Annotated in this window: 25 protein-coding genes, 1 tRNA gene and 2 rRNA genes (1 of these 28 only partly in view); 4 read left to right on the top strand and 24 right to left on the bottom strand. The window is 43.0% G+C overall.

The features are described from left to right. The 9 genes from ACSYSL_RS06865 to ACSYSL_RS06825 form a co-directional block, all read right to left on the bottom strand. Nucleotides 1-684 (bottom strand): 23S ribosomal RNA (locus ACSYSL_RS06865) (it extends 2,224 nt beyond the left edge of the window). A gap of 181 nt (nucleotides 685-865) precedes the next feature. After that, a tRNA-Ala gene (locus tag ACSYSL_RS06860) sits at nucleotides 866-938 on the bottom strand. A gap of 100 nt (nucleotides 939-1,038) precedes the next feature. Continuing rightward, nucleotides 1,039-2,588 (bottom strand): 16S ribosomal RNA (locus ACSYSL_RS06855). Together the 16S and 23S rRNA genes with 1 tRNA gene alongside form the textbook arrangement of a ribosomal RNA operon. 439 nt (nucleotides 2,589-3,027) lie before the next feature. Continuing rightward, nucleotides 3,028-3,399 (bottom strand): hypothetical protein, encoded by a 372-nt coding sequence (locus tag ACSYSL_RS06850; protein WP_010690526.1) that lies wholly within the window; start codon nucleotides 3,397-3,399, stop codon nucleotides 3,028-3,030. Nucleotides 3,400-3,401: 2 nt separating this feature from the next. Next, complete coding sequence (locus ACSYSL_RS06845) at nucleotides 3,402-3,809, bottom strand: CvfD/Ygs/GSP13 family RNA-binding post-transcriptional regulator (protein WP_491708654.1); 408 nt, start codon at nucleotides 3,807-3,809, stop codon at nucleotides 3,402-3,404. Nucleotides 3,810-3,849: 40 nt separating this feature from the next. Next, nucleotides 3,850-4,425 (bottom strand): peptidylprolyl isomerase, encoded by a 576-nt coding sequence (locus ACSYSL_RS06840; RefSeq protein ID WP_010690528.1) that lies wholly within the window; start codon nucleotides 4,423-4,425, stop codon nucleotides 3,850-3,852. A gap of 1 nt (nucleotide 4,426) precedes the next feature. Beyond that, nucleotides 4,427-4,642 carry a DNA-directed RNA polymerase subunit omega gene (gene rpoZ / locus ACSYSL_RS06835; protein ID WP_010690529.1) on the bottom strand — a complete coding sequence of 72 codons (216 nt, stop codon included), beginning with the start codon at nucleotides 4,640-4,642 and terminating at the stop codon, nucleotides 4,427-4,429. A gap of 14 nt (nucleotides 4,643-4,656) precedes the next feature. Then, a complete protein-coding gene (gmk, locus tag ACSYSL_RS06830; RefSeq protein WP_187753724.1) occupies nucleotides 4,657-5,256 on the bottom strand; it encodes a guanylate kinase in 600 nt (199 codons plus the stop codon). 382 nt (nucleotides 5,257-5,638) lie between these two features. Beyond that, the gene (locus tag ACSYSL_RS06825) at nucleotides 5,639-6,028 is read right to left on the bottom strand and encodes a hypothetical protein (RefSeq protein ID WP_491708653.1); all 390 of its coding nucleotides are present in this window, start codon (nucleotides 6,026-6,028) and stop codon (nucleotides 5,639-5,641) included. 548 nt (nucleotides 6,029-6,576) lie between these two features. Between ACSYSL_RS06825 and ACSYSL_RS06820 the strand changes: the two genes are divergently transcribed. The 3 genes from ACSYSL_RS06820 to ACSYSL_RS06810 all read left to right on the top strand — a co-directional run bounded on the left by ACSYSL_RS06820 (nucleotide 6,577) and on the right by ACSYSL_RS06810 (nucleotide 8,766). Further along, nucleotides 6,577-6,819 carry a hypothetical protein gene (locus ACSYSL_RS06820; protein WP_491708652.1) on the top strand — a complete coding sequence of 81 codons (243 nt, stop codon included), beginning with the start codon at nucleotides 6,577-6,579 and terminating at the stop codon, nucleotides 6,817-6,819. A gap of 19 nt (nucleotides 6,820-6,838) precedes the next feature. Further along, nucleotides 6,839-7,417, top strand: coding sequence for a hypothetical protein (locus ACSYSL_RS06815; RefSeq protein WP_491708651.1), 579 nt, complete (start codon nucleotides 6,839-6,841; stop codon nucleotides 7,415-7,417). A 1,028-nt stretch (nucleotides 7,418-8,445) separates the two neighbouring features. After that, on the top strand, nucleotides 8,446-8,766 hold the full coding sequence (locus tag ACSYSL_RS06810; RefSeq protein WP_010690531.1) for a hypothetical protein: 321 nt from the start codon (nucleotides 8,446-8,448) through the stop codon (nucleotides 8,764-8,766). 79 nt (nucleotides 8,767-8,845) lie between these two features. On the opposite strand, the gene ACSYSL_RS06805 is transcribed toward ACSYSL_RS06810, so the two are convergent. The 4 genes from ACSYSL_RS06805 to ACSYSL_RS06790 all read right to left on the bottom strand — a co-directional run bounded on the left by ACSYSL_RS06805 (nucleotide 8,846) and on the right by ACSYSL_RS06790 (nucleotide 13,331). Continuing rightward, nucleotides 8,846-9,946, bottom strand: a complete 1,101-nt coding sequence (locus ACSYSL_RS06805; protein WP_491708650.1) for a metaphase chromosome protein 1 — start codon at nucleotides 9,944-9,946, stop codon at nucleotides 8,846-8,848. A gap of 10 nt (nucleotides 9,947-9,956) precedes the next feature. After that, on the bottom strand, nucleotides 9,957-10,307 hold the full coding sequence (locus ACSYSL_RS06800) for a hypothetical protein (protein WP_010690533.1): 351 nt from the start codon (nucleotides 10,305-10,307) through the stop codon (nucleotides 9,957-9,959). Nucleotides 10,308-10,394: 87 nt separating this feature from the next. After that, the gene (locus ACSYSL_RS06795) at nucleotides 10,395-12,794 is read right to left on the bottom strand and encodes an endonuclease MutS2 (RefSeq protein WP_491708649.1); all 2,400 of its coding nucleotides are present in this window, start codon (nucleotides 12,792-12,794) and stop codon (nucleotides 10,395-10,397) included. 15 nt (nucleotides 12,795-12,809) lie between these two features. Continuing rightward, complete coding sequence (locus ACSYSL_RS06790; RefSeq protein ID WP_010690535.1) at nucleotides 12,810-13,331, bottom strand: CvpA family protein; 522 nt, start codon at nucleotides 13,329-13,331, stop codon at nucleotides 12,810-12,812. An 81-nt stretch (nucleotides 13,332-13,412) separates the two neighbouring features. On the opposite strand from ACSYSL_RS06790, the gene rnhC reads away from it, so the two are divergent. Continuing rightward, nucleotides 13,413-14,336, top strand: a complete 924-nt coding sequence (rnhC, locus tag ACSYSL_RS06785) for a ribonuclease HIII (protein ID WP_491708648.1) — start codon at nucleotides 13,413-13,415, stop codon at nucleotides 14,334-14,336. A gap of 30 nt (nucleotides 14,337-14,366) precedes the next feature. Here rnhC and ACSYSL_RS06780 read toward each other — a convergent pair whose 3' ends face one another. The 11 genes from ACSYSL_RS06780 to ACSYSL_RS06730 form a co-directional block, all read right to left on the bottom strand. Further along, nucleotides 14,367-14,666 (bottom strand): hypothetical protein, encoded by a 300-nt coding sequence (locus tag ACSYSL_RS06780; RefSeq protein ID WP_010690537.1) that lies wholly within the window; start codon nucleotides 14,664-14,666, stop codon nucleotides 14,367-14,369. Nucleotides 14,667-14,677: 11 nt separating this feature from the next. Next, the gene (locus ACSYSL_RS06775; protein WP_010690538.1) at nucleotides 14,678-15,061 is read right to left on the bottom strand and encodes a DUF948 domain-containing protein; all 384 of its coding nucleotides are present in this window, start codon (nucleotides 15,059-15,061) and stop codon (nucleotides 14,678-14,680) included. Between the two features lie 119 nt (nucleotides 15,062-15,180). Next, nucleotides 15,181-16,737: a ribonuclease Y gene (rny, locus tag ACSYSL_RS06770; RefSeq protein ID WP_187753728.1), complete on the bottom strand. Its 1,557-nt coding sequence runs from the start codon at nucleotides 16,735-16,737 to the stop codon at nucleotides 15,181-15,183. Nucleotides 16,738-16,952: 215 nt separating this feature from the next. After that, entirely contained in the window at nucleotides 16,953-17,417 is a 465-nt protein-coding gene (gene smpB / locus ACSYSL_RS06765) for an SsrA-binding protein SmpB (RefSeq protein ID WP_010690540.1), read from the bottom strand. 23 nt (nucleotides 17,418-17,440) lie between these two features. Continuing rightward, nucleotides 17,441-19,837 (bottom strand): ribonuclease R, encoded by a 2,397-nt coding sequence (gene rnr / locus ACSYSL_RS06760; protein WP_491708647.1) that lies wholly within the window; start codon nucleotides 19,835-19,837, stop codon nucleotides 17,441-17,443. 66 nt (nucleotides 19,838-19,903) lie between these two features. Beyond that, the gene (gene secG, locus ACSYSL_RS06755; protein ID WP_010690542.1) at nucleotides 19,904-20,140 is read right to left on the bottom strand and encodes a preprotein translocase subunit SecG; all 237 of its coding nucleotides are present in this window, start codon (nucleotides 20,138-20,140) and stop codon (nucleotides 19,904-19,906) included. A 50-nt stretch (nucleotides 20,141-20,190) separates the two neighbouring features. Continuing rightward, on the bottom strand, nucleotides 20,191-20,964 hold the full coding sequence (locus ACSYSL_RS06750; RefSeq protein WP_010690543.1) for a TrmH family RNA methyltransferase: 774 nt from the start codon (nucleotides 20,962-20,964) through the stop codon (nucleotides 20,191-20,193). A 20-nt stretch (nucleotides 20,965-20,984) separates the two neighbouring features. Further along, the gene (gene yidC, locus ACSYSL_RS06745) at nucleotides 20,985-21,929 is read right to left on the bottom strand and encodes a membrane protein insertase YidC (protein WP_338345002.1); all 945 of its coding nucleotides are present in this window, start codon (nucleotides 21,927-21,929) and stop codon (nucleotides 20,985-20,987) included. A gap of 50 nt (nucleotides 21,930-21,979) precedes the next feature. Continuing rightward, the gene (locus ACSYSL_RS06740) at nucleotides 21,980-22,852 is read right to left on the bottom strand and encodes a sensor histidine kinase (RefSeq protein ID WP_491708646.1); all 873 of its coding nucleotides are present in this window, start codon (nucleotides 22,850-22,852) and stop codon (nucleotides 21,980-21,982) included. Nucleotides 22,853-22,967: 115 nt separating this feature from the next. Next, nucleotides 22,968-23,117, bottom strand: coding sequence for a hypothetical protein (locus ACSYSL_RS06735; protein ID WP_491708645.1), 150 nt, complete (start codon nucleotides 23,115-23,117; stop codon nucleotides 22,968-22,970). 1 nt (nucleotide 23,118) lies between these two features. Next, on the bottom strand, nucleotides 23,119-23,808 hold the full coding sequence (locus ACSYSL_RS06730; protein ID WP_056995036.1) for a response regulator transcription factor: 690 nt from the start codon (nucleotides 23,806-23,808) through the stop codon (nucleotides 23,119-23,121). Between the last annotated feature and the right edge of the window lie 83 nt (nucleotides 23,809-23,891).

The raw sequence follows: 23,891 nt of genomic DNA, 5'->3' as shown, positions 1-23,891 counted from the left end.
TATTCACACTCGCTTTCGCTGCGGCTCCGGTCTTTCCACCTTAACCTTGCACGATACCGTAACTCGCCGGTTCATTCTACAAAAGGCACGCCATCACCCATTAACGGGCTCTGACTTCTTGTAGGCGTCGTGGTTTCAGGAACTATTTCACTCCCCTTCCGGGGTGCTTTTCACCTTTCCCTCACGGTACTGGTTCACTATCGGTCACTAGGGAGTATTTAGCCTTACGGGATGGTCCCCGCAGATTCCGACCGGATTTCTCGTGTCCGGCCGTACTCAGGATCCTGTCTAGAGGTAAGTCATCTTTCGGTTACGGGATTATCACCCTCTTTGATAACGCTTCCCAACGTTTTCACCTAAATGCTTACTTGGTAACTCAACGACAGTCCTACAACCCCAAGATGCAAGCATCCTGGTTTGGGCTCTTCCCGTTTCGCTCGCCGCTACTCAGGGAATCGATTTTTCTTTCTGCTCCTGCTGCTAATGAGATGTTTCAGTTCACAGCGTATTCCTTCTAAAAGCTATGTATTGACTTTTAGATAACATTATAATGTTGGGTTTCCCCATTCGGAAATCTCCGGCTCATAGCGTACTTACCGCTCCCCGAAGCTTATCGTAGTTAGTCACGTCCTTCATCGGCTCCTAGTGCCAAGGCATCCACCACGCGCCCTTATTCACTTAACCACAACTATTTATAGTTGGATCAGTTTTATGAGTTGGTCATTTTTCAGACCTGCGATTAAACCGTTCTTTTTAAAGAACTTGTGTTGTTTCTCGGTTTATTTAAGAATCAATTTCTTGATTTTAAAAGATTTTCTTGATTATTCAGTTTTCAATGTACAAGCTTGGTTACCGAAGCAACCAATGGAGAATATCGGGATCGAACCGATGACCCCCTGCTTGCAAAGCAGGTGCTCTCCCAGCTGAGCTAATCCCCCGTACCCAAATTCGGTAGAGTTCACACACTCAAAACTAAACAAAACTTTGTAACAAATCAAATTGACACTTAAGTCCCTGTAACGTTCCGGTTATCCTTAGAAAGGAGGTGATCCAGCCGCAGGTTCTCCTACGGCTACCTTGTTACGACTTCACCCCAGTCATCAGTCCTGCCTTAGACGGCTCCTCCCCGAAGGTTAGGCCACCGGCTTTGGGCATTACCAACTCCCATGGTGTGACGGGCGGTGTGTACAAGACCCGGGAACGTATTCACCGCGGCATGCTGATCCGCGATTACTAGCGATTCCGACTTCATGTAGTCGAGTTGCAGACTACAATCCGAACTGAGACGTACTTTAAGAGATTCGCTTACCTTCACAGGTTTGCTGCTCGTTGTATACGCCATTGTAGCACGTGTGTAGCCCAGGTCATAAGGGGCATGATGACCTGACGTCGTCCCCGCCTTCCTCCGGTTTGTCACCGGCAGTCTGTCTAGAGTGCCCAACTGAATGCTGGCAACTAAACATAAGGGTTGCGCTCGTTGCGGGACTTAACCCAACATCTCACGACACGAGCTGACGACGGCCATGCACCACCTGTCACTTTGCTTCCGAAGAAGACAGCACTATCTCTAGTACCTTCAAAGGATGTCAAGACCTGGTAAGGTTCTTCGCGTTGCTTCGAATTAAACCACATGCTCCACCGCTTGTGCGGGTCCCCGTCAATTCCTTTGAGTTTCAACCTTGCGGTCGTACTCCCCAGGCGGGATACTTAATGCGTTTGCTTCGTCACTAAAGGGCGGAAACCCTCTAACAACTAGTATCCATCGTTTACGGTGTGGACTACCAGGGTATCTAATCCTGTTTGCTACCCACACTTTCGAGCCTCAACGTCAGTTGCAGTCCAGTAAGCCGCCTTCGCCACTGGTGTTCTTCCATATATCTACGCATTCCACCGCTACACATGGAGTTCCACTTACCTCTACTGCACTCAAGTTGCCCAGTTTCCAAAGCCATTCCACAGTTGAGCTGTGGGCTTTCACTTCAGACTTAAGCAACCGTCTGCGCTCGCTTTACGCCCAATAAATCCGGATAACGCTCGGGACATACGTATTACCGCGGCTGCTGGCACGTATTTAGCCGTCCCTTTCTGGTATGGTACCGTCACTGTCTAAGCATTTCCTCTTAAACCCGTTCTTCCCATACAACAGTGCTTTACGACCCGAAAGCCTTCATCACACACGCGGCGTTGCTCCATCAGGCTTGCGCCCATTGTGGAAGATTCCCTACTGCAGCCTCCCGTAGGAGTTTGGGCCGTGTCTCAGTCCCAATGTGGCCGGTCAGTCTCTCAACTCGGCTATGCATCATCGTCTTGGTGAGCCTTTACCTCACCAACTAACTAATGCACCGCGAATCCATCTTAAAGCGCTGCAAACGCAGCTTTTAACCTTAGTGCATGTGCACTTGGGTTTTATCCGGTATTAGTCACTGTTTCCAATGGTTATCCCAGACTTTGAGGTAGGTTATTCACGTGTTACTCACCCGTTCGCCACTTACTTGGAAAGTGCAAGCACTTTCCGCTGTTCGTACGACTTGCATGTATTAGGCACGCCGCCAGCGTTCATCCTGAGCCAGGATCAAACTCTCATGTTAAAAGTTTGAAGATTGCTCTTCGATTAAACTGACTAGTTGCTATCTCTCGATAACGCCTATCCGTTTATTGTTTGTTACGAATTGACTTCGCAAATTTGTTCGATTTAGCTGTCAAAGCTAAATCGCGTTACAGATTTGTTTGTTCAAAGTTTTGTTCAGTTTTCAATGTGCTAACCCGTTTGGGCAACTCATATATCATAGCAGGCATCATTTCTTTTGTCAACTACTTTTTATTGAGTTTTCTTGCCCTTCGACCTTTGCCGAAGCGCTTGTCCCTCGCAAGGAACAATAATTAGTATACTGACTTTCTTCCTCTTGGTCAATGCTTTTTTTGAACTTCTCTAGTGAATTTTCAGAAAGCGAATAAGAGACACACCAAGCCGTCACAACATCCGTCTTCCAACTTAAAAACGCTCTTTATTCACCAGTTATCTTTTAATCATTCGTCAAAAGAAGTGAAGGTCGTTGGCTGAATGCTTGTTAACAAACTCTGAATTTCATCCCCCGACTTAAAAGAAAGTGCTTTTGGTAAACTTTCTTGGACCTCTTGAAAGTCCGTTACATGAAAAGAATACAGGGGCGCCTGTTCTTCATGTGGCAAACGAATTGTCGCCAATTCACCTAATCGCCAATCATCAAAGTCCTTAATACCTAGTTCAGAAAATGACTTGAGAATCATGCCCAGGGAAGTTTCTTCGTGGTGCTGATGCACTTTCACCACTAAAAACGATGGCTTGCCATCTACTTCCTCAACCAAGAAGTAAGGTAGATCGTTTTGATAAGCAATTACTGTAGCTGCAACCATTGTCATGATTAGTTACTTCCCTTCTTCGAATCATTCAAGTCAAGTCGGTTAACGGCTTCTGCAATCCAACCGGGCATCGCAAGGGCGATTGGTTCAAAACCAAAATTTAAATGATAGTTCGTCCAAAAACGACGTTTAACGTTATTGTTTTTAATAATAGGTGTATCCACTAAAGACATCAACGCAAGCTGCCGAACGGATAACGAAATCTTTTGTGTGTATTGATCAATATCAAGTACAATGGCCGTCACTTTCTGCCCAACCGAAAGTTCATCCGGTAGATTCTTTACAATCCCAGACTTTAGTTCTGAAATATGGATTAATCCCTGCGTTTCTTCATCTAGTTTAACGAAGGCGCCGTATGGTTGTATTCCTGTCACAACACCGGTCACTTCTTGCCCAATGCGATACGTCATCACAAGCTCCTCTTTTAAATAAAAAATCCTCAGCCATTGGCTAGAGGATTACCTTTTCAATCACGATATCTTTTAATGGCTGATCAGCACGGTTAACCTTTGCTGCAGCAATTTTATCCAGAACGTCCATTCCTTCAACAACTTGCCCAAAAACCGTATGTTTCCCATCAAGCCATGGCGTACCACCCTCTTCTTGGTATACCTTTGCGATTGCTTCGGGATAGCGACCGAGATATGGTTTCATTTGCTTTGGAAAATGCTTGTTTTGAACAATGAAGAACTGTGAACCGTTTGTATTTGGACCAGCATTCGCCATGGACAAAGCGCCACGGATATTAAAGAGCTCATCTGAGAACTCATCTTCAAATGGCTTTCCCCAAATACTTTGACCACCACGACCTGTACCATCAGGATCACCAGTCTGCACCATAAAATCGTTAATTACACGGTGAAAAATCACCTGGTCATAATCGCCTTGTTTAGCATGAGTCAAGAAATTCTCAACCGCTTTCGGTGCTTGTTCTGGGAAAAGTGCTAGCGAAATATCTCCATAGCTCGTCTTTAGAACTGCCGAAACATCCTTTTGACTAAGGTTTAATTGTGGAAAGTCAGTCATCTTAATCCTCTGAATCCTGTACAACTGGGTTAATGACCACGTCACCAGCTTCGATTTCTTCCAGCGCCTTACCAACGGATTTAACGGATTCAAACCTTACTTGCGTAGCTGGCATGCCGGCATCCAATTCACGTGCACGCTTTGAGGCCAAGGCAATCAACTTATAACGTGAGTCAACTTTTTCGAGTAACTTATCAACAGATGGGTAAAGTAACATAATTTCTCCTTTATTTAGTCAGTGATTTCATCAATGACACGAGTCACACGCAAACGTTCTGCAGTGATGATGGCCTTAATACGATTAACCGCTTTATCCACAACATCGTTTTCGACTGCGTAGTTGTAATTAATCATTTTCTTTAGTTCATCTTTGGCAGCTGCAACACGCTTTTCGATAACTTCAGCAGAATCGGTACCCCGACCCTCTAAGCGCATTCGCAGATTCTTAATGTCGGGAGGAGTTAAGAAGATATAAACCCCTTCTGGCATTTTGGCCTTCACTTGAAGTGCCCCTTGAACATCAATTTCCAAAAAGACATCACGTCCAGATGCCAGCGTTTCTTCAATGAAGGAACGCGGGGTTCCATAGTAATTTCCAACGTACTCAGCATACTCCAACATATCGCCCGCTTGAATCTTATCTTCAAACTCTTCACGGGAAACGAAGAAATAATCCTTACCGTTTTCTTCCCCTGTTCGAGGCTTTCGCGTAGTTGCTGAAATCGAGTAACGAAAATCAACAGCATCGTCTTCAAAAATTGCCTTTCGAACCGTCCCCTTACCAACACCAGATGGCCCTGATAAGACGATTAACAAGCCACGTTCAGTCATCACTATCCTCTTTATCTTAACTAGTATCTAATAATCGTATTTTAACAGGAAAAGGGGGCTATTTCAACTGAAAAACATCCTAGGTATGTGTCTTAATTTTAGTTGTAGCGCAGGCATTCCTGGTACAAAGCAATAGAAAAGGATAGAAGGTACAAGTGCTTTTCCCCCTATCCATTTTGATAGTATTACAAATGCTTGCTATACTTTTCGTGAATAACTAGGTGCACTTGCTAGTTATCTGATTCAGTCCTGAAAAAACTGGTTTAATGTTGAGTTAGTTGTATCATGGTTATAGCCAGTGTAGCAAACTTAACAACGACAACAAGAGTTGTAGAATCTTCTGCAACTCTTTTTTCTTTACATTTTTGACAATGGTAAATGACTACCAGGAACCCCAAGTATTATGGTGCCACGATTTTGAAAACATATGAGCCCCTTTTAATCCAGTTTTGGATTTCCCGGATCGTTGCCAAAGTTCTTCTTGTGCAACCAATCGTTCATACTTTTGTCGCCAATCACCAAAAAATAATTCTCTTATATTTTCAGCGTAACAATCTATAATCAGTCGCGACATTGTAACGGCACCATTTGTACTCCAATACATACCTCGATGTTTCATTCTAAAGGCTATTTTGGCATTGTTACTCTCGATGATTCCTATACCACCATTTGAAAAGCCACACTGTTTAGGCGTTCTTGTATAACTAAAGTATTTTTCGATTTTGATTTTGAAAGCAAGTAGTTCAGTCAAATGTTTGCCGTCAGGCAACATGCTTTCGGCAGTGTCAAACAAGACTTTAATCCGTTTTAAGCTTCTTTGATCGAGAGCGGCAAAAAACTTATGACGGAGTACATAGATATTGTCTTTGAAAATCGTACGAATTTTTTCATACAGGTGATACCGATCCCAAAAATGACGATGCTTAACGGTTACTTATCGGCCAAGCTTTGCGGATCCATCCTTTATGCCACTTGTTACCATTGCTGTTATTAAGACTGTTGATCCAAACTTCTTTAATCGTTAGATTTTAAATTACTGAAAGGAATCAATATGACGCACACTTTAAAACTGGATACACCTGAGGAAATCGCGGCGGCAATGATTGCCAGCAATTCGTACAACCGTAAAGTGCTCAGAAGATTTGCTCGGCTTAAAGAAGAAGGCCATCAGTTAGATCGGCAACACACCCATTGGATTTTTAACTACTTAATCAGTGCCTACTTTCAACATGTCCAGCAGTAGGAGCCGCTTCATGTGGCCACACCTGTTTCAGAACTCTTATTCGATTATGCCTACCATCACTATGAAGGAGGAAAATCATGATTTTTGTGACCATTATTTGTTGTGCTTTACTTTTCTTTATAATTGCTGTTTGCTTTAATTTTTTTGTTACAATCATAGGGTTGTTGATTAATTACCCAGTTCAATTCTTATCTTTTATTTGGATTGCAATGAGAACTATAACTGGAGGAATGACCGGTTTTTTCTATGGGTTATTAGATATATTTATACTTATAGGTATCCTTAGGACTATTGTAAAGTTAATTACTGAAAAGAAATAATTGATAGGCAGGAAATATAATGAGCACAGAATTAAAAATTCAGAAAACAAATAGATTAAAGAATCGATTACACTTAAATAATCAAAAAGCGTTAGATGAAACGGGCTATTCAATCACTCATGTTCTTCTATTCACCTTTTTAACATCATGCATACTGACTATTAAAAATGGGTGGATCTTCGGAAAACTCTTTGTTTGGACCGATTGTTTAACTGCAAGTATAACGGTCTTTTTAATTGCTTTTATGGCAATATACAAAAATGATTCCCTACGTGGGAATATTAAGGACTTAGATAAACTACCTGCTTTCTATCACCCTGCCATTGTGATTACTTATATAATATTTACTATCGGTCTGGTTAACTTTAGGGATAGTTGGCCCATTGATTCATACCATTCATTTTCTTTTATAACTCAAAACGTACATACTCTGGAACAATTAATTACTCATATTATGAAGTTCATCGCTGGAAATTTGCTGAGTACCTTGTTCGATTTAGTTTTCTACTTTTTGTACATTATGCTATCATCAATGACCTTATTAGTAGAAAGCCTATCAATCAGCAATTCAAAAATCTGGAAAAAATTTGTAAATTAGAATACTTAACATAATCGATATTAACGGAATTAAAAAGGAGTAATCCGCGTCTGCATGGGTTACTCCTTTTTTTGTTAAAAGTGAGTTTGATCAATTTTTTATTCAACAAATTGGTATAGGTCTCAAAGTCGCAATTTAATCGCTTTTTCACTTTGTGAAAAAACAAGGCATAAGGTGATTATGAACCACCTTATTTAGAATAAGATGGCTTTTTCAGTAAACTATTTAGCTTCTTTCCCGGCTGATTTCTTCTGCCGATCGTTCTGCTCTTTTCTTAGCCTTAGCTGCTTGCCTTTCTTCTTCGGCAATTTTCATACGTTCAGCAACACCAGCTTTCCTAATTCGTTTGTTTCGTTGACGAATTTCTTCGCGTCTTTTTTCAGAATATTTAACCTTTCCAAAAAAATCTACCTGATGTAAGCTGACATAAAAATCGGGATCAGCAACACAAAAAAGATCAACTAGTATTGGGGTAGCCCCACTCTTCCATCTTTCAGATTTTATATAAACTATTTTCCTTGGCAGATGTTAACCCCAAATTAGGACTGACGGCAAAGGTATTTATTTTATTGCTAAGGCGATTAGGATAAATAAATCACCCCTTAATTACAACGGCCTTCCATCGAGCGTTTGGCCCTTGATAGTAGGCTAACCAACCCTCCTGTTCGCTTCAATTGTTGCTTTTTGTATTTTCGTCAGACATATCTTTCTCCCGTTGTTGGCTATAGCTTCGTATCTTTACAATAAAAAAACGTTGGAATCCCAAAGCTCCTTTACACATCCTAACAAGCAAGCGTTGACCACTTAATTAAATTGCCAATCAGTACCTTTGCCAGAAATAGATGAACTGTTCCTTTTCTCCTTTTGTTCGTTTCAAGAAACTTTGTTCCCCACCTATAAAAAACTTACAAAATACCATAATACCAACGATTATTGTTCCTTATAAAAATTTTAACCATTTAAAACGCTTGCTTTTCCAAACATTTGTTCGTATACTAAAGTCACCGAGATAAAGAGGAGGCGGCCTGATGCAAATGAAGCTTTCAGCCCAACCACAATTCAATTTCATGAACCAATTAAAGCAAAACTGGTTTAACCTTAAAGAACACTTTGCTGTTGTTCCACTTAAAACACAGCAGACAAGCACGGTACTAATCAACCGGCTTGAAACAGCCATCAACAACGGGCGACCAGTTGCCGTTCAAATGAATCAGGGATTCAATCAAGAAAACATCCAAGACTTTTACGGAGTGCTTTTTCAAGATGAATCCGGTGCTTTAATTATCGAAGACACCCGAAGCAAGCAGTGCCAACACCTCATTCCAGGCTTGCTACGCCACATTGGCTAATTCGTTCGGGCATTGCTTGATACAAAACCTAAAAATAAAAAAGAGAGGCAAACTTATCTAAGTTTGCCTCTCTTTTTGTTTACTTTTCTTCGGAACGCTTTGGTTCTTGCAGAAGTTTTTCGACATCAGCATCATTCAGCTGCGCCAGTAATGTATTCACTGCCTTAATATCAATGTAGTGGTCCAGACCACTTGCTTCCAATTCGGCTATTCGAACAGTATCAACTGCTTTCTTCTTGTCTAAGAATTTAATGTAGCGGGCAACCTCACCACCAAGTCCGTCAAGTGAATCCCATTCAGGTTGCCAATAATCCATCAAGTCCTCTTTGGCAAAAGTGTTAATCAAATCATTGGACCATTCACGATGGGTGACATTATACCTTTCGGCCAGTCCTTTATGGAACGCCAATAACATCTTCACTTCTTGTTCTGATACCAAATCCTTAATAGCTGTCTTTTGGAAAGTCGCCACCATCCGTTCACCAAAGGCGATTTCTTCACCAATTGCTTCTTTAGAAAGTTTTTCAGCCTTTGGTGAAGCCAGCTTCCCCGACAACTTTGGCTCTGTCACCTGCAAGCCCTTATACACTTCAGCAATGGTTTTTAGGTCAAAATCATCGTCTTGATCATTCTGGTTCAAGAATTTGAATTGAAGTTCATCAATTGCATTACTATCCGACATGACTTTGGCAACGTCCTGTCCCTGAAAACGGAAATAGTTAACCGCTAAGACCGTTCGGATAATCATGCGCCAGAAGTTTGGATCAAACGAAGTTGTTTGAACAGAAAACCGATCTGAAACTTGTCCTTCATTAGCTAAGAATGATTGAATATCATACAGAACAGGCATAAGGAGAATAAAATAACGCCAATCTCGATCCGCTGACTGTACTAACGTCGCTTGCATGACTTCGTTTAATTTCACGATGACCCGTTTATCAGACGTAAAATCAGAGAAGTTCTGTTGAACCATGGTGGCAATTAAATCATCTAAGAAGAATGAAGCCACTTCGAAGGTTTCCTTTTGGTAAGTGTGCTGCTTCGTTAAGAAGAAACGTGCTCTTAAAAACCCTGCAAACTCATTATAGTCAAATGGGGATAACTTCTTCTTTTCCTGAAACTTTTGCAAGCTTTTTTGCTTCTTAAATGCTTTGATTTGTGCCGATTTTCCCTGTTTCATACAAACCTCCTTAAATACTCAAATCTAATAAGTACTTGCCGTGACCAAATTCCTTTAATTTAAACTGAAAAATTTGTTCCGTCCTTTTCAAATCTGGCGTTTTAACTGTCGCCTGACGGTCGCCCTCCAGTTCAGCAATCTCAATTGCTTGATTAATTGCTGATAGGACGGGCGCAAAGGCCTTGGGATCGGCTGATGAATAGAATAAATCAGCATTCCCGTAGGTATTCGAACGGCGTTGCAAAGAAACAGAAACCTTAAATCGGTTCACTTCAAAAACCAAGTGATTGTAGTTAAAGTCGTGAGCATAGCCAAACAATCCCGATAAATATTGTCCAGCTGGGTACTTCTTCTCTGCCATTTTTCTCCCCTTATGGGCTTACACCCTTTTTTAAAAATTCTGTTAACGATAACGACACAAATTAAAATCATTCATGCCACTGGCTACTTACCTTAGTGTAACAATTGTCGCGCCATCCCCGCCTGCATTAGCGGAGGCAAAATGAAAGTCTTTCACACGACGATCAGAACGTAAGAACTGAGTCACCCCTTGACGCAGTGCACCTGAACCCTTCCCGTGAATAATTTCAACAGAGGATAGGTTGGCCAACACAACTGAGTCCAAATAACGATCCAAGTCAGTCAATGCTGCTTCGTAGCGTACACCTCGCAAATCTAACTTTGCCTGTACTCGACCGGTGTTCCCCGACCGTGCAGCATTCTTAGCCACCTTCTGTCGCTTCTTCGTTTTCTTTTCCTTTTGCGCCTTGGCCGTTGCTTCCGTTTTTTTCAAATCATCTTCATCAACGAGCATCTTCAAGATTCCCATCTGGACTTCCCATTGACCGTTCTTATGCTTCTTAACCAAAGTCCCTTGTTGATTATAAGAAGAAACCATCACATCATCGCCAGGCTTCAACTCTTTGACCCGTTTAGCCCTTTGCAATACCTTGTTTTTCTCCAACTTATCGGATTGTTGCAAGGCGGCAATGGCTTGCTTTTGCTTCTGCAAATCTTGTTCGGAAAGCTTGTTTTTTTGCCCGCCGGCTAATCGTTCGGACCGAATCTCTTTAATGAGTTGCTCGGCCTCCCGCTTCGTTTTTGAAACCAATTCATTGGCCCGCTTCTTGGCATCCAACATCACTTTTGCTTGCTCTTTTTCAAGCTTCAATGTTTTTTCTTCTAACTCAGTCTGTGTTGCAACCAAAGCTTTTTGGTCACGAGCCAAGCGTTCCCGCTCAGTTTTGGCTGCCTGTCGTTGGTCAACCAAATCTTTAATCATCTCGTTAAGCTTTTGATCCTCAGGATTGACCATCGTTTTGGCGTCTGCCAATAGTTGTTGATCAAAGCCAAGGCGCGAAGCAATCGCCAGCGCATTTGATTGCCCCGGTACCCCAATCAACAACTGGTAAGTCGGTTTCAACGTCTTAACATCAAAAACCATGGAGGCGTTTTCCGTACCTGACCGTTCATTACCGTAGAGTTTCAATTCTGGATAGTGGGTCGTTGCAATGGTTTGCGCCCCCAACTCCTTAGCACGATCCAGGATAGCCATCGCAAGAGCAGCTCCTTCGGCTGGATCGGTTCCAGCACCTAACTCATCGAAAATGAGCAAACTGTTTTCGTCTGTTCGGGTTAAAATCCCCTTAATATTCTCCATGTGTGAGGAGAAAGTGGATAAGTTCTGTTCAATTGATTGCTCATCCCCAATATCTGCAAAAATCTCATCAAAAACAGCCACCACTGATGGACGCCCCACCGTGATAAAAAGACCAGACTGTGCCAGTAACTGTAACAAACCAAGGGTTTTAATCGTAATGGTTTTTCCCCCGGTGTTCGGTCCGGTGATAATCAGCGTCTCATATTTTTCTCCGAGTGCAATATCATTTTTAACCGCCTTCTTTTCGCCAATTAAGGGATGCCAGGCTTGATTTAAGACAACTTCCTTTTTCTCAGAAAGCTCAGGGGCCATGGCGTTTTGCGCCTTAGCCAAACGTGCCTTTGCATTGACAAAATCAAGCTTCCCAAGAACCATGGCATTTTGCCGCAAATCTTCCAGATGGTCAGCGAGCATCACCGATAGCTCTGCTAACACGCGATCTTCTTCTGCCAAAGCTAATACACGCGTTTCCGACAATTCATTGGCCATTTCAACGACCGATTGTGGCTCGATGTAGTATGTTTGACCCGATTGACTTTGGTCGTGGACGATTCCAGGAACTTGGTGTCGATACTCAACTTTTACAGGCAACACATAGCGATCAGCCCGCTTGGTCACAATCGTTTCGGACAAGTAGCGAGCAGACTTACCACGCGTGTAATTTGCTAATCGTTGCCGAATCGCTTCTTCTTTTCCCGCCATTTGTCGACGGAAAGATGCCAATGCTGACGATGCCGAATCTAGAACACGACCATTATCGTCAATGGTTTGTTCCATTCTTTTTGTTAACTCTGGTAACAGAACCAATTGATCAACCATTGACTGAAGCCTTGGCACGGAGTCCTGCATGTCATCGGCTTGTATCCTTTGAAAGAAGTGGGCAACGGCCGCAGTGGCTTTTAAAACCTTTGCTAAGGCGACAATTTCCTTACCATTCAACGAAGCTTGAATTTGTAAGCGACGAACTTGCTCTTTTATATCCGTCAAATCAAGCAGGGCTAACCCACCATGCAAGCGTTCCACCATGGCTGCCTCAGCTGTTTCTTCAAGCCACCGAGACACTTCCTGAAAGTCAGACGATGGTTGAAGAGCGGCCACAATTTTCGCGCCCTGTTCCGTTTGAATAAAGGGTAAAAGCTCCCCTTTTACTTTTTCATATTCGAGTGTTTGTAGTACTTTTGAATTCATGATGCCTCGTTTATTTTATAACCACCATTGGTAAATCTTATTTGAAATAATGGGAAACTGATCCAAAAATTCATTTAAAAGTGAACTTTCCGTGAACTGTCCCTGAATCCATGCGTTAGGAATAACTGACAGTAATTCCAAGCAAAAGAAAGCGAGCACTAACGCAAAAATAATTGATAGCGTTGCACCTAAAAGACCATCTAATTGTCCTAGGAATGGCACACGTCGGATGAAGTGAACCGGACGTAGCAAAAAATGGCCAATCAGTGAACCAATAATCAGTATCAATGCGAAAGCAATGCCCGATGCCAAGAAAGTTGATCCTGAGCTTGCCCATGAACTTGGCACGGATGGTCTGGCAAACTGCCCGGTCGTCCAGCCTGCAAACAAGCTGGATAGCGGCTTTGAAAGCACAGTGGCCGCATAAAAAATGACAGCCCAAAGAATGAGGCGCGTCAATGCCGTCACAAATCCCGTTCGGTAACCAGAATAGGCCATTAAAAGAATAAAAATAACGACAATCCATAAGAGTATCATGGGTCCCTCCTTGCACAAAGAGAAGCACATTGCCTCCCCGAATACCGTCAATTATACCATTAAAACTGCTATAATTAAGGCATGCAAACCGTAATTATTCTAACAAAGTCAGCCCTCAAAAAACTAGAAGCTGCCTACAAAAGTGCCCTTGTTCACAAGGCACCACCTCACAGTCTCTTTCAGGCAAAAAATAATGGTGTGACCATTACAGCCTATCCCTCAGGTAAAGTTCTCTTTCAGGGCAAGTATCATCGAGAAGAAGCAGAACGCTTTCAAAAGCTTGGTGAGACCAGCAAAACCGGGACGAAAGTTCGCACGACTTTACCGGTGGGCTTCTCTGAATGGGGGGTTATCGGATCAGATGAAGTTGGCGCAGGTGCCTATTTTGGTCCCTTAACAACAGCGGCCGTTTACGTTCCCCGGTCCAAAGTGGCAGAACTAAAGAAGCTTGGCTTTGCCGACTCAAAAACGTTAACAGACGACCGGATTCAGGAATTAGCACCATATATTATTAATCACTTTCCTTACCATGTTGTGAACCTAACACCCGACTTTTATAACCAAAAGCAGCAAAGTGGTCAAAACGTCGTGGCCATGAAGGCCCTTTCACACAACTTTACCCATAACCAAGTATTAGCAAAACTTGATTCACAAGAAAAGCCCGATGCCATTCTTGTCGATCAATTTGTTCAGGAAAGTAGCTACTTCCGCTATCTTAAAAGAAACAATCAGCAACTGCCAAATGTCAAAAGCTACTTCATTACGAAAGGAGAAGCCGAGCACGTCGCGGTAGCCGCTGCCTCTGTTCTTGCTCGCTATGTTGAGCTACAAACGATGAAAGAACTCAGTCAAGAAGCGGGGATGAACCTGCCAATCGGTGCGGGTAAAGAAGTGGATCAAAAGGCTGCTGTCTTGATAAGGCAAGGAAAGCAGCTCGGCCACTTTGCCAAACTTCATTTTAAAAACACTGAAAAGGCAGAAAGATTAGCTAAAATCAAGTCATAAAAAAAGCAATGGGTAAACCCCATTGCTTTTTTACTTTTCTAAATCAAGATCTTGTTCTTCGATTTCGATATCTGGTTGCGCATCCTCATCCTGTCCACTGATGGAATCAGAAAGAACAGACTTCGAAGAAGCATAGGAAGCCTTCGCCTGTTCAACGTATGGCGAAACGGCAGCATTCGCCTTATCGATAACATCCTGAACTTGTCCTTGTACTTGGTCCAGCTTCGCCTTCAACTTGGCTTGGTCTTGTTCAGACTTCAAAACCTTATAAGTCGCTGAAGCGGCCATGGCGAAAAAGAAACCTGCTACTACTTTCGTGCTTGCCTTCATGAGTGATCCTTTCACTTTGTCTTTTTCGAAGTTTTCTTTGGTGACTTTTTAAAGAGCTTTGATAACATCAAAGTAAAGCCAGTCTTTGTCGCGGTTCCAAAACCAGAAACGGACGAAGACTTCCGACGAACTGAGCTGTTCAAACTTGAAATGGTTTCTGACAAGTCTGCTGCTGCCTGTACCGTTGCATTCAACGTTACCATCTTACCGTTAATGTCTTCAACCAATTCGTTGGTATTAACAATCAATTCGTTCGATGAACGAACAACTGAATCAAGATCATCCGTCAAAACTGACACTGAGCGTGTCAAGCGAAGAATGAAAACTGTCAATGCCAAAACCAAAAGTAAAAAGGCTAAGGCAAAGATTAATAGCGAAATCTGTCCAACCGTCATAATCTCTCCTATCTTGTTATGTTGTTCTAAATAATAATCAAAACCATTGTAACAAAAAAATCGTGTCCCTACATTTTTTTAGGGATTTGAAATAAAAAAAGCCCCCAAAGGGACTTTTTTTAACGAGCATAATCAACAGCTCTTGTTTCTCGAACAACCGTCACCTTAACGTGGCCAGGATACTCAAGCTGATCTTCTACTTCCGCCTTAATGTCGTGGGCAAGAACCGTTGCCTGAATGTCTGAAACCTGATCAGGTTCGACAATCACGCGAACTTCTCGTCCTGCCTGAATGGCATAGGCAGATTTTACGCCGGAGTAATCACTCGCGATGTGTTCCAAATCAGTCAATCGTTGGACATAATTCTCCAATGACTCAGAACGAGCACCTGGACGTGCAGCAGAAATGGCATCAGCTGCTGTAACCAAGTCGGCAAGTGGTGATGTTGCTGCTGTGTCACCGTGGTGGGCGGCGATAGCATTAATGACGTCAGGCTTTTCATGATATTTTTCTGCAATCCGAACCCCGAGTTCAACGTGAGAACCCTCAACTTCGGCATCAACTGCTTTCCCAATATCATGCAAAAGACCAGCACGCTTTGCTTGTGCGACATCCATTTTAAATTCGGCAGCCATTAAACCAGTTAGCTTAGCGACTTCCATTGAGTGTTGCAAGACATTTTGACCATAAGATGTCCGATAATTCATTCGTCCAACCAACTTAATTAAGTCGGGGTGGAGCCCACGAATACCTAATTCAAAGACTGCTGACTCACCCTTTTGACGAATGTTTTCATCCATCTGACGGCGGGCTTTCTCGACGGCCTCTTCAATTTTAGCAGGATTAATCCGTCCATCAGCTATCAGCGCATCCAGTGCGTTTTTAGCGATTTGACGTCTTAGGGGATCAAAACCAGATAGAACCACTGATTCAGGAGTGTCATCGATAATTAAGTCAATCCCGGTCAACGATTCCAGTGTTCGGATGTTTCGGCCTTCTCGGCCAATAATCCGCCCCTTCATGTCTTCGTTTGGAAGATTGACAACCGAAACAGTAACGTCAGAAACAGTATCCGCCGCAGAGCGCTGAATAGCCTCTACAATGACGTTTCGAGCCCGTTTCTCTCCTTCATTCTTGGCGTCTTGTTCATACTCTTGAATAAGAGCAGCACGTTCTTTTTCAAGCTGCGCCTTTGATGAACTTAAAATAACATCCTGAGCCTGATCACGGGTTAATTGAGCAATCTCAACTAACTTGTCTTCCTGCTCGGATAGTTTTTTCTGAGCCAATTCATCTTTTTTGACGGCAGCATCCAAACGGTTCTGAACTTGCGATTCCTTCTTGATGAGCGAAGCATCGCGTTCGTTCAACGTTGCATCTTTTTTATCTAAGGTATCAATTCGGACCTGTACACGAGCTTCTTGGTCTTCCACTCGTTTTTGCCGATTAGACAAAGAATCCTCAACTTGACGACGATACTCCTGAGCATAACCCTTTGCATCGACATCCGCAGCTTTCTTGATACTCTTAGCTTCATCGTTTGCTTGCTTTAAAATGTTTGTAGCCATCTGCTTAGCGTTATTTAAGCGAATCTGATCAACGATTTTTTTCGCTAAATAACCACCAACTAAGCCGATTAAAAGAGCAAAGAGTGCTGAAATAATAATTGTCAGCATATTCTTTTCCTTTCAAAGTGAATTGGATTTAATTCACATATCCAGTATAGACAACTTTAGGCCCTGGGTCAATTAGATTCACAAGGCGTTTTCCCCTAATAAAAGTCTTTGAAACCGCTGTGGCAGTCTATCTGCCCATTCTATATACCAGAAAAATTTTTTAAATACGTACTTTTACCCTAACAAAAAGAAAAGTCCGCCAAGCGGACTTTTCTTTAGCGTTTAAACTGTCGATTCAATTCACGTTCCATATCGCGTTTTTTGATCGACTGCCTTTTATCGTATTGTTTCTTCCCACGACCAACACCAATCAAGACTTTTGCAAAACCCTTCTTCATGTACACCTTAAGCGGAACAATCGTCACACCCGCTTCCTTGACTAAGGCAGCTAATTGCTGAATTTGTCGTTTATGAAGTAAGAGAATACGAGAACGCAAAGGATCAACATTAAATTGATTTCCCTGTTCATAGTTAGCAATATGAACATTGGTCAAGTAAGCCTGTCCATCATGGATGGTGACAAAGCCATCTCCAATCGTTATTTGACCAGCTCGAACTGATTTAATTTCAGTTCCAGTTAGAACAATGCCTGCCTCGAAGGTTTCCTCAATTGCATAATTAAAGCGTGCCTTTCGATTGGTTGCCAAGGCATCGTTTTGAATATTCTTTTTCTTTGCCATGGCGACTCCCTCACTTCTTTACACTACTTTTGTTTAATGGAAAAGGGATGCTTTTGTTGCCCATTTCCACGTGCCGGTTTTTTAGCCCCATCCTGGCGATGATTGTGCCCTTCGCCTGCTTTCTTATTTCCGGATTTGTCTGAACGATTTTTCGAATGATCGCGGCCTCGTTGACCGTTCCCACCGTTACGACGACCACCCTTTTTATCGCGATTGAATTGACCACGATTTGGTTGTGGCACCTTGATGTCGGTCGTCGGTGCTTCTTCCGGATTGACCAGCATAAAGTCAACCGTCGAATCCTTCTTCGAAGCACGGATTACCTTGACTTTGACCTTTTGACCAATTTGGAAAATATGGTGCTTTGAACGACCAATTAAGGCTGCGTGTTTCTCATCATAGTCGTAGTGGTCATCGGTCAGGTTGGAAATGTGAACCAGCCCTTCAACAGTGTTTTCGAGCGAAACAAAGAGGCCGAATTTCAAAGCAGCGTTCACGACACCTTCATACTCATTGCCCACCTTGTCTTCCATGTATTCGGCTTTCTTCATGGCGTCAACTAAACGTTCCGTATCGATGGCACGACGTTCACGGGTTGATGTGTCGATTCCGATTTGCCCAAGTGAAGAAGCATACTTTTCTTGAGCATCTGTGCCATAACCATTGGCTGCATACCACTTAATCAAACGATGGACCGTCAAATCAGGGTAACGACGAATTGGTGACGTAAAGTGCGTATAATACTTAGCACCCAAACCAAAGTGCCCCAGTGGTTCTGGCGAATACTTGGCCTGCTTCATCGCGCGCAACATCATTGTTGAGATCATCTGCTCAGCAGGATCATCCTTGACTTGATTCATTAAAGTCTGCAACATCATTGGCGTGACATTGGCAGGATCTCCCTTAACGGGGTGTCCGAGTGCTTTCGCAAATTCAAAGAAGGACTTTGCTCGCTCCTCATCCGGGGTTTCGTGAACACGATAAAGGAATGGTACCTTTTTCTTATCAAAATGTTCTGCAACGGTTTCGTTAGCAGCCAACATAAAGGATTCAATCATTCGTTCAGCCGTTCCACGTTCACGAACGACAACGTCAATGGCTTTGCCGTTTTCATCGACAACAATGGATGCTTCCGGTGTATCAAATTCAATTGCACCACGTTTTTCACGTTTTTTAGCTAAAATTTTGTGTAGTTCACCCATTGTATCGAACATGTCAGCCAGCCCAGCATATTCGTTACGTGCTGGTTCGTCACCGGCCAAGATGTCATTGACTTTGTCATAAGTCATACGAGCGTGGGACTCAATGACCGACTGAGCCAGACGATGTTTCACAACTTCGCCGTGCGGATTAATTTCCATCTCAACCGACATGGCTAAACGAGTCACGTTCGGATTCAAGGAAGCAATCCCGTTGGACAGTTTTTGTGGCAACATCGGAATGACACGATCTGTTAAGTAAACAGAAGTCCCTCGATTGTATGCTTCCGCATCAATAGCAGAACCTGGGCGAACATAATGTGAAACATCAGCAATGTGGACACCCAAATGGTAATTCCCGTTGTCCAACTTCCAGGCCACAACAGCATCATCGATATCCTTAGTATCAGCACCATCAATGGTGACCAATGGTTGATCGGTGATATCCTGACGGCCATCCCATTCGGATGGTAGCACTTCATTTGGAATGGCATCGGCTTCTTTCATCACCTCAGCCGGAAAGTGGTTGGGTACTTTTTTATTTTCGACAATTTGCATGATATCCATGCCAGGCTCGTTTTCGTAGCCAAGCACCTGCGTAATTGTTGCCACTAATTGCTTCGGATGCAAATCATCAGCATAAGCCGTGATTTCTGCCACGACCACTTGTCCATCGTGCAAATCCTGTTCGGCACTAGAGGAGTCAATTAACACCTGAAATGAAGCCGCTTTTTTGTCTGATAAGCGTAACTGGCCAAGCATGCCCTGATAAGCTGAATCTGATGTATAGACTCCAACAACACGAGAATAGGCATGCTCGAGAATTTCTTCTACTTTTCCTTCTGGTCCACGATCGGCTGATTGAGCGGGCTTCACCATTGAAACACGAACCGTATCCCCTTGCATGGCCTGCATCGTATTATCTGGACCAATAAAGTAGTCAGGCAAATTTTCATCATAGCGGACAAAGCCAAAACCCTTATCATTGGCCTTAAATTCACCAACGATGTCCCCCTTCTTACCTTGAAACTGGTAGCTGTCCTGCTCGACTTTTTTAACGATTTGATTATCAGCTAAGTTTTCCAGGACCGACAGAACCTGACGGTAACCGGAAGCGCCTTCCAATCGTAAACCATCGGCCAAGTTTTGTGCCGAAAAGGCCTGCTTAGGGTTGGCCTTTAAGAACCCTTCTAATTGTTCTTTTACTTGTTTTATTTCCATAAATGTTTCTTTCTAAAAAATGCTAATAAAAAATCAGTCTACAAAAAAGTAAACTGACCTTATTAATTAATGAGCGGCTAAGTACATGAGTACCAAAGCAATGATAAACCAAATGGTTCCTAAAATGGTCGTGATACGACGCATAATTGCTTCAAAGCCGCGAGACTTTCGTTCTGTAAATAAATCAGTTGCACCACCAGACAACGCTGACAATGCATCTTGTTGTTTGCTAGGCTGCATCATGACTGAAACAATCAGCAAGAAGCCAACAACCAGCAAGAGAATGGTTAAAATATTAGTCACTAGCACGCCTCCACTCGCAATTCATACTTTTTAGTATAGCAAAGTTTCTTTTAATTTCCAAGTGACAGACGGAACATCAGGACTCCACCAGCAACCGCCACGTTGAGCGATTCCGCTGAACCAATCAATGGAATATAAAGGTTAGCCGTTGTTTGCTTAGCCAATTCAGGATTCAATCCCTGCCCTTCGTTTCCAACAATCAAAGCGCCGGCTGACAAACCGTGAATGTCTTGGTATGGCTTGGCATCTTCGTTCAATTCCGAACCATAAACCGGTAAGGCATTATCCTTAAAGGCTTTAATCCAATCATTCAAATCACCTTGCAAAACTTCCAAATGGAAATTTGATCCCTGCATGGCACGAACGACTTTGGGTGCGTACAAATCAGCTGTACCCGTTCCGAGAACAACCCCTTTGAAGCCAGCAGCATCGGCTGTACGAACTAATGTCCCAACGTTACCTGGGTCTTGGATTGCATCCAAGAAGAGCCAAAGACCATCATGTACGTATGCTGGATCAAAGGTTTTTTCTGGCAAAGTCACTTCAGCGAAGATACCCTGTGGTGTCTTCGAACCAGCAATGTGAGCAGCGACTTCTTTCGAAATTTCAAAAGCGGGAACGCCGTGTGGCACATCGGGCAAATGCTCCTGCATCTGTTCCTCGGTTGCCATGATGGCATGGAACTTTGCCTTAGCGTTGATGGCCTCTTGAACTAAATGCCAGCCATCCAAAAGATAGGTCTTTTGTTCAAGACGTCCCTTTTTCGTAGCTAGCTTTGCCCAAGCCTTCACTTTGCTGTTTTGCTTCGATAAAATTCGTTCCATATTACTTCCTTTTTCTCGACCTATTGGTCGTTTGAACGGTGCTGCTTTCCAGCATTGCGTCCACCATGTGCTACGTCCTCACTCACGTCCCTTGGGCGCAAGTCTTCTGGTCGAACACGAGTTGTTTTTGCTGATGAATCAGTCCCAGCATTGACTTGTTGGTTTAAGAGATCATCAGCTGTTTTTTGAATAACAAAATTTTGATCAACATGTTTCTGTAATTGATCGTAATATAAATGGTTAATCAGCGCCTGAGCCAACACAAAGATTCCACCTACCATGAAATACAGCCCAAGTGCACCAGATGAAACCAACGTAAAGCCAGCAATCATGATTGGCATAAACCACATCAACATGCCCGTCTGCTTCTTCTGTGCAGCTGGAATGTGCAGTTGGGTCATGTAGGCCTGCGCCAGATAAATCACTAGGACCAGTACAGAGAAAAGAATCTGACGGGAAGACAAACTAAAACCAAAGAAGGTTGCTGACTTCAATCCGTTGGCATGCATAATTGCCAAATACAAACCAGAAAAGATTGGCATTTGAATAGCCATCGTCAACCATGAGACACCACCCGTCAAAGAGATGTTATTTTCACGGTAAAGCGACATGGAAGCCATGGAAGCTGCCTGCTGTTCTTGAGGGGTCTTAGCGGCTTTCACCGCTGCTTGTACCTTTTCAAACTCTGGACGCAACTTTTGCATCTTTAATTGGGAAATTGTGGTCCTCTTTGATTGGCTAACCATGATTGGTAGCAAACAAAGTCGAACAATAGCAGTCAAAATAATGATAGCCCAACCAATAGCGTTTACGCCGCCAACCATGTGCGCAATGTCAATTAAAATATTGGCAATTGGCTTCGCTACCATATTGTAGATACGCCCATGGATGCCGTAGCCGCCCGTAAACAAATAAATATCGAACAGAACCACTAAGACAGTGGCATAACGTTTCAATTGTTTCATGAATACTCCTAAAAACAGTATGGAAGAAAAAATTCTATCAATCCCCACTATTATAGCAAAGATTCACTATCTTTCGTGTCCTTTTTACCCTGGTCGCTAACGCTCTGGCTTTCAGTGGATGGTTGAACGATTGGAAAACGAAGACGGAATGATGAACCAGACCCTAGGGCTGATTCCACTTGAACCTGTCCGCCGTAGGCAGCCACCATTTTTTTGACGATTGATAGACCCAAGCCATTCCCACCAGGTTGGTGAACACGTGCCTTATCAACACGATAAAAACGATCAAAAATGCGGTCGAGGTCTTCACTTGCGATGCCTTGCCCAAAGTCCTGAACACCAATTTCGACCCATGACCCGGCCTTCGCCAAAGCTAAGTGGACCTCTTTTCGTTCCGTTGAGTATTTTAGTGCGTTATCAATCAAGATAATCAATAACTGTTCCAAATGGTCTGGGCGAATGGCGATTTCTGATGTCTGATCCAAACCGTTATCAAAAGTCCAAGAGAACTCTGGGTGTAAGACTTGAAAATCATGATAAACACGACTGACCACAGGCCAAACTGCGGTATGGTCTTGTTCCGTGTTGACCGTTAGCTTTTCCGCCCGAGTCAGCTCCAGCATCTCGTTGACTAACACTTCCATTCGCTTAATCTCAGCTAACGAAGAGGAGAGTGAGTCTTCAAGAACCTCGGGATCATCCTTTCCCCAACGTTCCAACAAGTTTAGGTGCCCCTTCACAATAGCAACAGGTGTTCTCAACTCATGGGAAACATCCGAAACAAAATCCTGTTGTGACTGCATCAAGTTTTGAACTTGGTTCATCGTTTCATTTATGACGGAACCCAGATTGTCGAGTTCCTTGTTATAGGCAACCGGTTGCACACGGTTACTGGTCAATGGGTCTTCTTCAAAAGTCTCCATAACTTTTTCTAATTTTTTGACCGGCCAAACAAAAACTTGGGCCAACAAAAAAGCAAGCAGCAAAATACCACCTAACGCAAAAAAGAGGAAGCTCCACCACCAATGACCAATGGCCTCAAAAACTGCCTTCGATAAATCCGGTCCCTGAATCGCCATCAATGCCACAGGCAATGAGCAAAAAGCCCACCGTTAGTCCCAGCGTTAAAATCGCCTGGGTACTAGTTAACGGTGAGCGTTTTTGATTGTTATTTTTCTCTTCTACCATCTCAGCTCCGCATCACATAGCCCGTACCACGGACCGTTTGGATATAAGAAGTCTTTGAATCTGGTTCATCTAACTTATTACGCAAGTAACGAATGTATACATCCACCACGTTCGTTTCAATCTTCGTATCCACACCCCAAACCTTCTTTAGAAGCTTTTCACGGGGCTGTACGACGTCGATGTTTTCGAGCAAGATCAAAAGCAAATCATACTCACGCTTGGTTAGTGAAATAATTTGATCATCACGTCGAACCGTTCGGTTTTCCTTTTCCAACTTCAAGTTTTTGAAGGAAATCACGTTCAAAGAAGAAGCGGCTGGCTCTTTCTCGATATCAATACGACGCATGAGCGATCGAACACGAGCCAAAAGTTCTTCGATGGCAAAAGGCTTTACAACGTAATCATCGGCCCCATAATCCAAACCAGAAACACGGTCGATAACGGAATCACGGGCGGTCATCATAATGATGGGCGTCTTCTTCACTTCACGCAAACGACGGGCAACTTCAAATCCATTTAATTCTGGCAGCATCAAATCCAACAAAATCAAATCAAAATCTTCCTTCAAAGCTAAATCCAAGCCTTCACGACCGTTCAGAACAGTCTCAACTTGATAACCCTCGTGTTCCAGTTCTAATTTAACAAACTTTGCCAAGTTTTCTTCATCTTCAACAATTAAAATACGGCTCATCGTCTTCTCCGTTAACAAATTTATCAAACTGCTAAGGGCAGTTCAGCCTATTTCCTAAAATGAATTTCTTCTAATGCTATTCT

It is taken from the genome of Fructobacillus sp. ESL1129 (assembly GCF_058507945.1).
Note: the sequence above shows the minus strand (reverse complement) of the source record. Positions and strands in the feature narration are given on the sequence as shown.

What these genes read in the sequence shown, in the direction of transcription:
- gmk (WP_187753724.1), bottom strand. Translation starts at nt 5,256, where the DNA reads ATGACTGAACGTGGCTTGTTAATCGTCTTATCAGGGCCATCTGGTGTT.
- smpB (WP_010690540.1), bottom strand. Translation starts at nt 17,417, where the DNA reads ATGGCAAAGAAAAAGAATATTCAAAACGATGCCTTGGCAACCAATCGA.
- ACSYSL_RS06780 (WP_010690537.1), bottom strand. Translation starts at nt 14,666, where the DNA reads ATGAAGGCAAGCACGAAAGTAGTAGCAGGTTTCTTTTTCGCCATGGCC.
- ACSYSL_RS06825 (WP_491708653.1), bottom strand. Translation starts at nt 6,028, where the DNA reads ATGTTGCCTGACGGCAAACATTTGACTGAACTACTTGCTTTCAAAATC.
- ACSYSL_RS06750 (WP_010690543.1), bottom strand. Translation starts at nt 20,964, where the DNA reads ATGGAACGAATTTTATCGAAGCAAAACAGCAAAGTGAAGGCTTGGGCA.
- ACSYSL_RS06795 (WP_491708649.1), bottom strand. Translation starts at nt 12,794, where the DNA reads ATGAATTCAAAAGTACTACAAACACTCGAATATGAAAAAGTAAAAGGG.
- ACSYSL_RS06820 (WP_491708652.1), top strand. Translation starts at nt 6,577, where the DNA reads ATGATTTTTGTGACCATTATTTGTTGTGCTTTACTTTTCTTTATAATT.
- ACSYSL_RS06845 (WP_491708654.1), bottom strand. Translation starts at nt 3,809, where the DNA reads ATGACGTATCGCATTGGGCAAGAAGTGACCGGTGTTGTGACAGGAATA.
- ACSYSL_RS06800 (WP_010690533.1), bottom strand. Translation starts at nt 10,307, where the DNA reads ATGGCAGAGAAGAAGTACCCAGCTGGACAATATTTATCGGGATTGTTT.
- rnhC (WP_491708648.1), top strand. Translation starts at nt 13,413, where the DNA reads ATGCAAACCGTAATTATTCTAACAAAGTCAGCCCTCAAAAAACTAGAA.
- rnr (WP_491708647.1), bottom strand. Translation starts at nt 19,837, where the DNA reads ATGGAAATAAAACAAGTAAAAGAACAATTAGAAGGGTTCTTAAAGGCC.
- yidC (WP_338345002.1), bottom strand. Translation starts at nt 21,929, where the DNA reads ATGAAACAATTGAAACGTTATGCCACTGTCTTAGTGGTTCTGTTCGAT.
- ACSYSL_RS06810 (WP_010690531.1), top strand. Translation starts at nt 8,446, where the DNA reads ATGCAAATGAAGCTTTCAGCCCAACCACAATTCAATTTCATGAACCAA.
- ACSYSL_RS06775 (WP_010690538.1), bottom strand. Translation starts at nt 15,061, where the DNA reads ATGACGGTTGGACAGATTTCGCTATTAATCTTTGCCTTAGCCTTTTTA.
- ACSYSL_RS06735 (WP_491708645.1), bottom strand. Translation starts at nt 23,117, where the DNA reads ATGGTAGAAGAGAAAAATAACAATCAAAAACGCTCACCGTTAACTAGT.
- rny (WP_187753728.1), bottom strand. Translation starts at nt 16,737, where the DNA reads ATGCTGACAATTATTATTTCAGCACTCTTTGCTCTTTTAATCGGCTTA.
- ACSYSL_RS06815 (WP_491708651.1), top strand. Translation starts at nt 6,839, where the DNA reads ATGAGCACAGAATTAAAAATTCAGAAAACAAATAGATTAAAGAATCGA.
- rpoZ (WP_010690529.1), bottom strand. Translation starts at nt 4,642, where the DNA reads ATGTTACTTTACCCATCTGTTGATAAGTTACTCGAAAAAGTTGACTCA.
- ACSYSL_RS06790 (WP_010690535.1), bottom strand. Translation starts at nt 13,331, where the DNA reads ATGATACTCTTATGGATTGTCGTTATTTTTATTCTTTTAATGGCCTAT.
- ACSYSL_RS06805 (WP_491708650.1), bottom strand. Translation starts at nt 9,946, where the DNA reads ATGAAACAGGGAAAATCGGCACAAATCAAAGCATTTAAGAAGCAAAAA.
- ACSYSL_RS06850 (WP_010690526.1), bottom strand. Translation starts at nt 3,399, where the DNA reads ATGACAATGGTTGCAGCTACAGTAATTGCTTATCAAAACGATCTACCT.
- ACSYSL_RS06730 (WP_056995036.1), bottom strand. Translation starts at nt 23,808, where the DNA reads ATGAGCCGTATTTTAATTGTTGAAGATGAAGAAAACTTGGCAAAGTTT.
- ACSYSL_RS06840 (WP_010690528.1), bottom strand. Translation starts at nt 4,425, where the DNA reads ATGACTGACTTTCCACAATTAAACCTTAGTCAAAAGGATGTTTCGGCA.
- ACSYSL_RS06740 (WP_491708646.1), bottom strand. Translation starts at nt 22,852, where the DNA reads ATGGAGACTTTTGAAGAAGACCCATTGACCAGTAACCGTGTGCAACCG.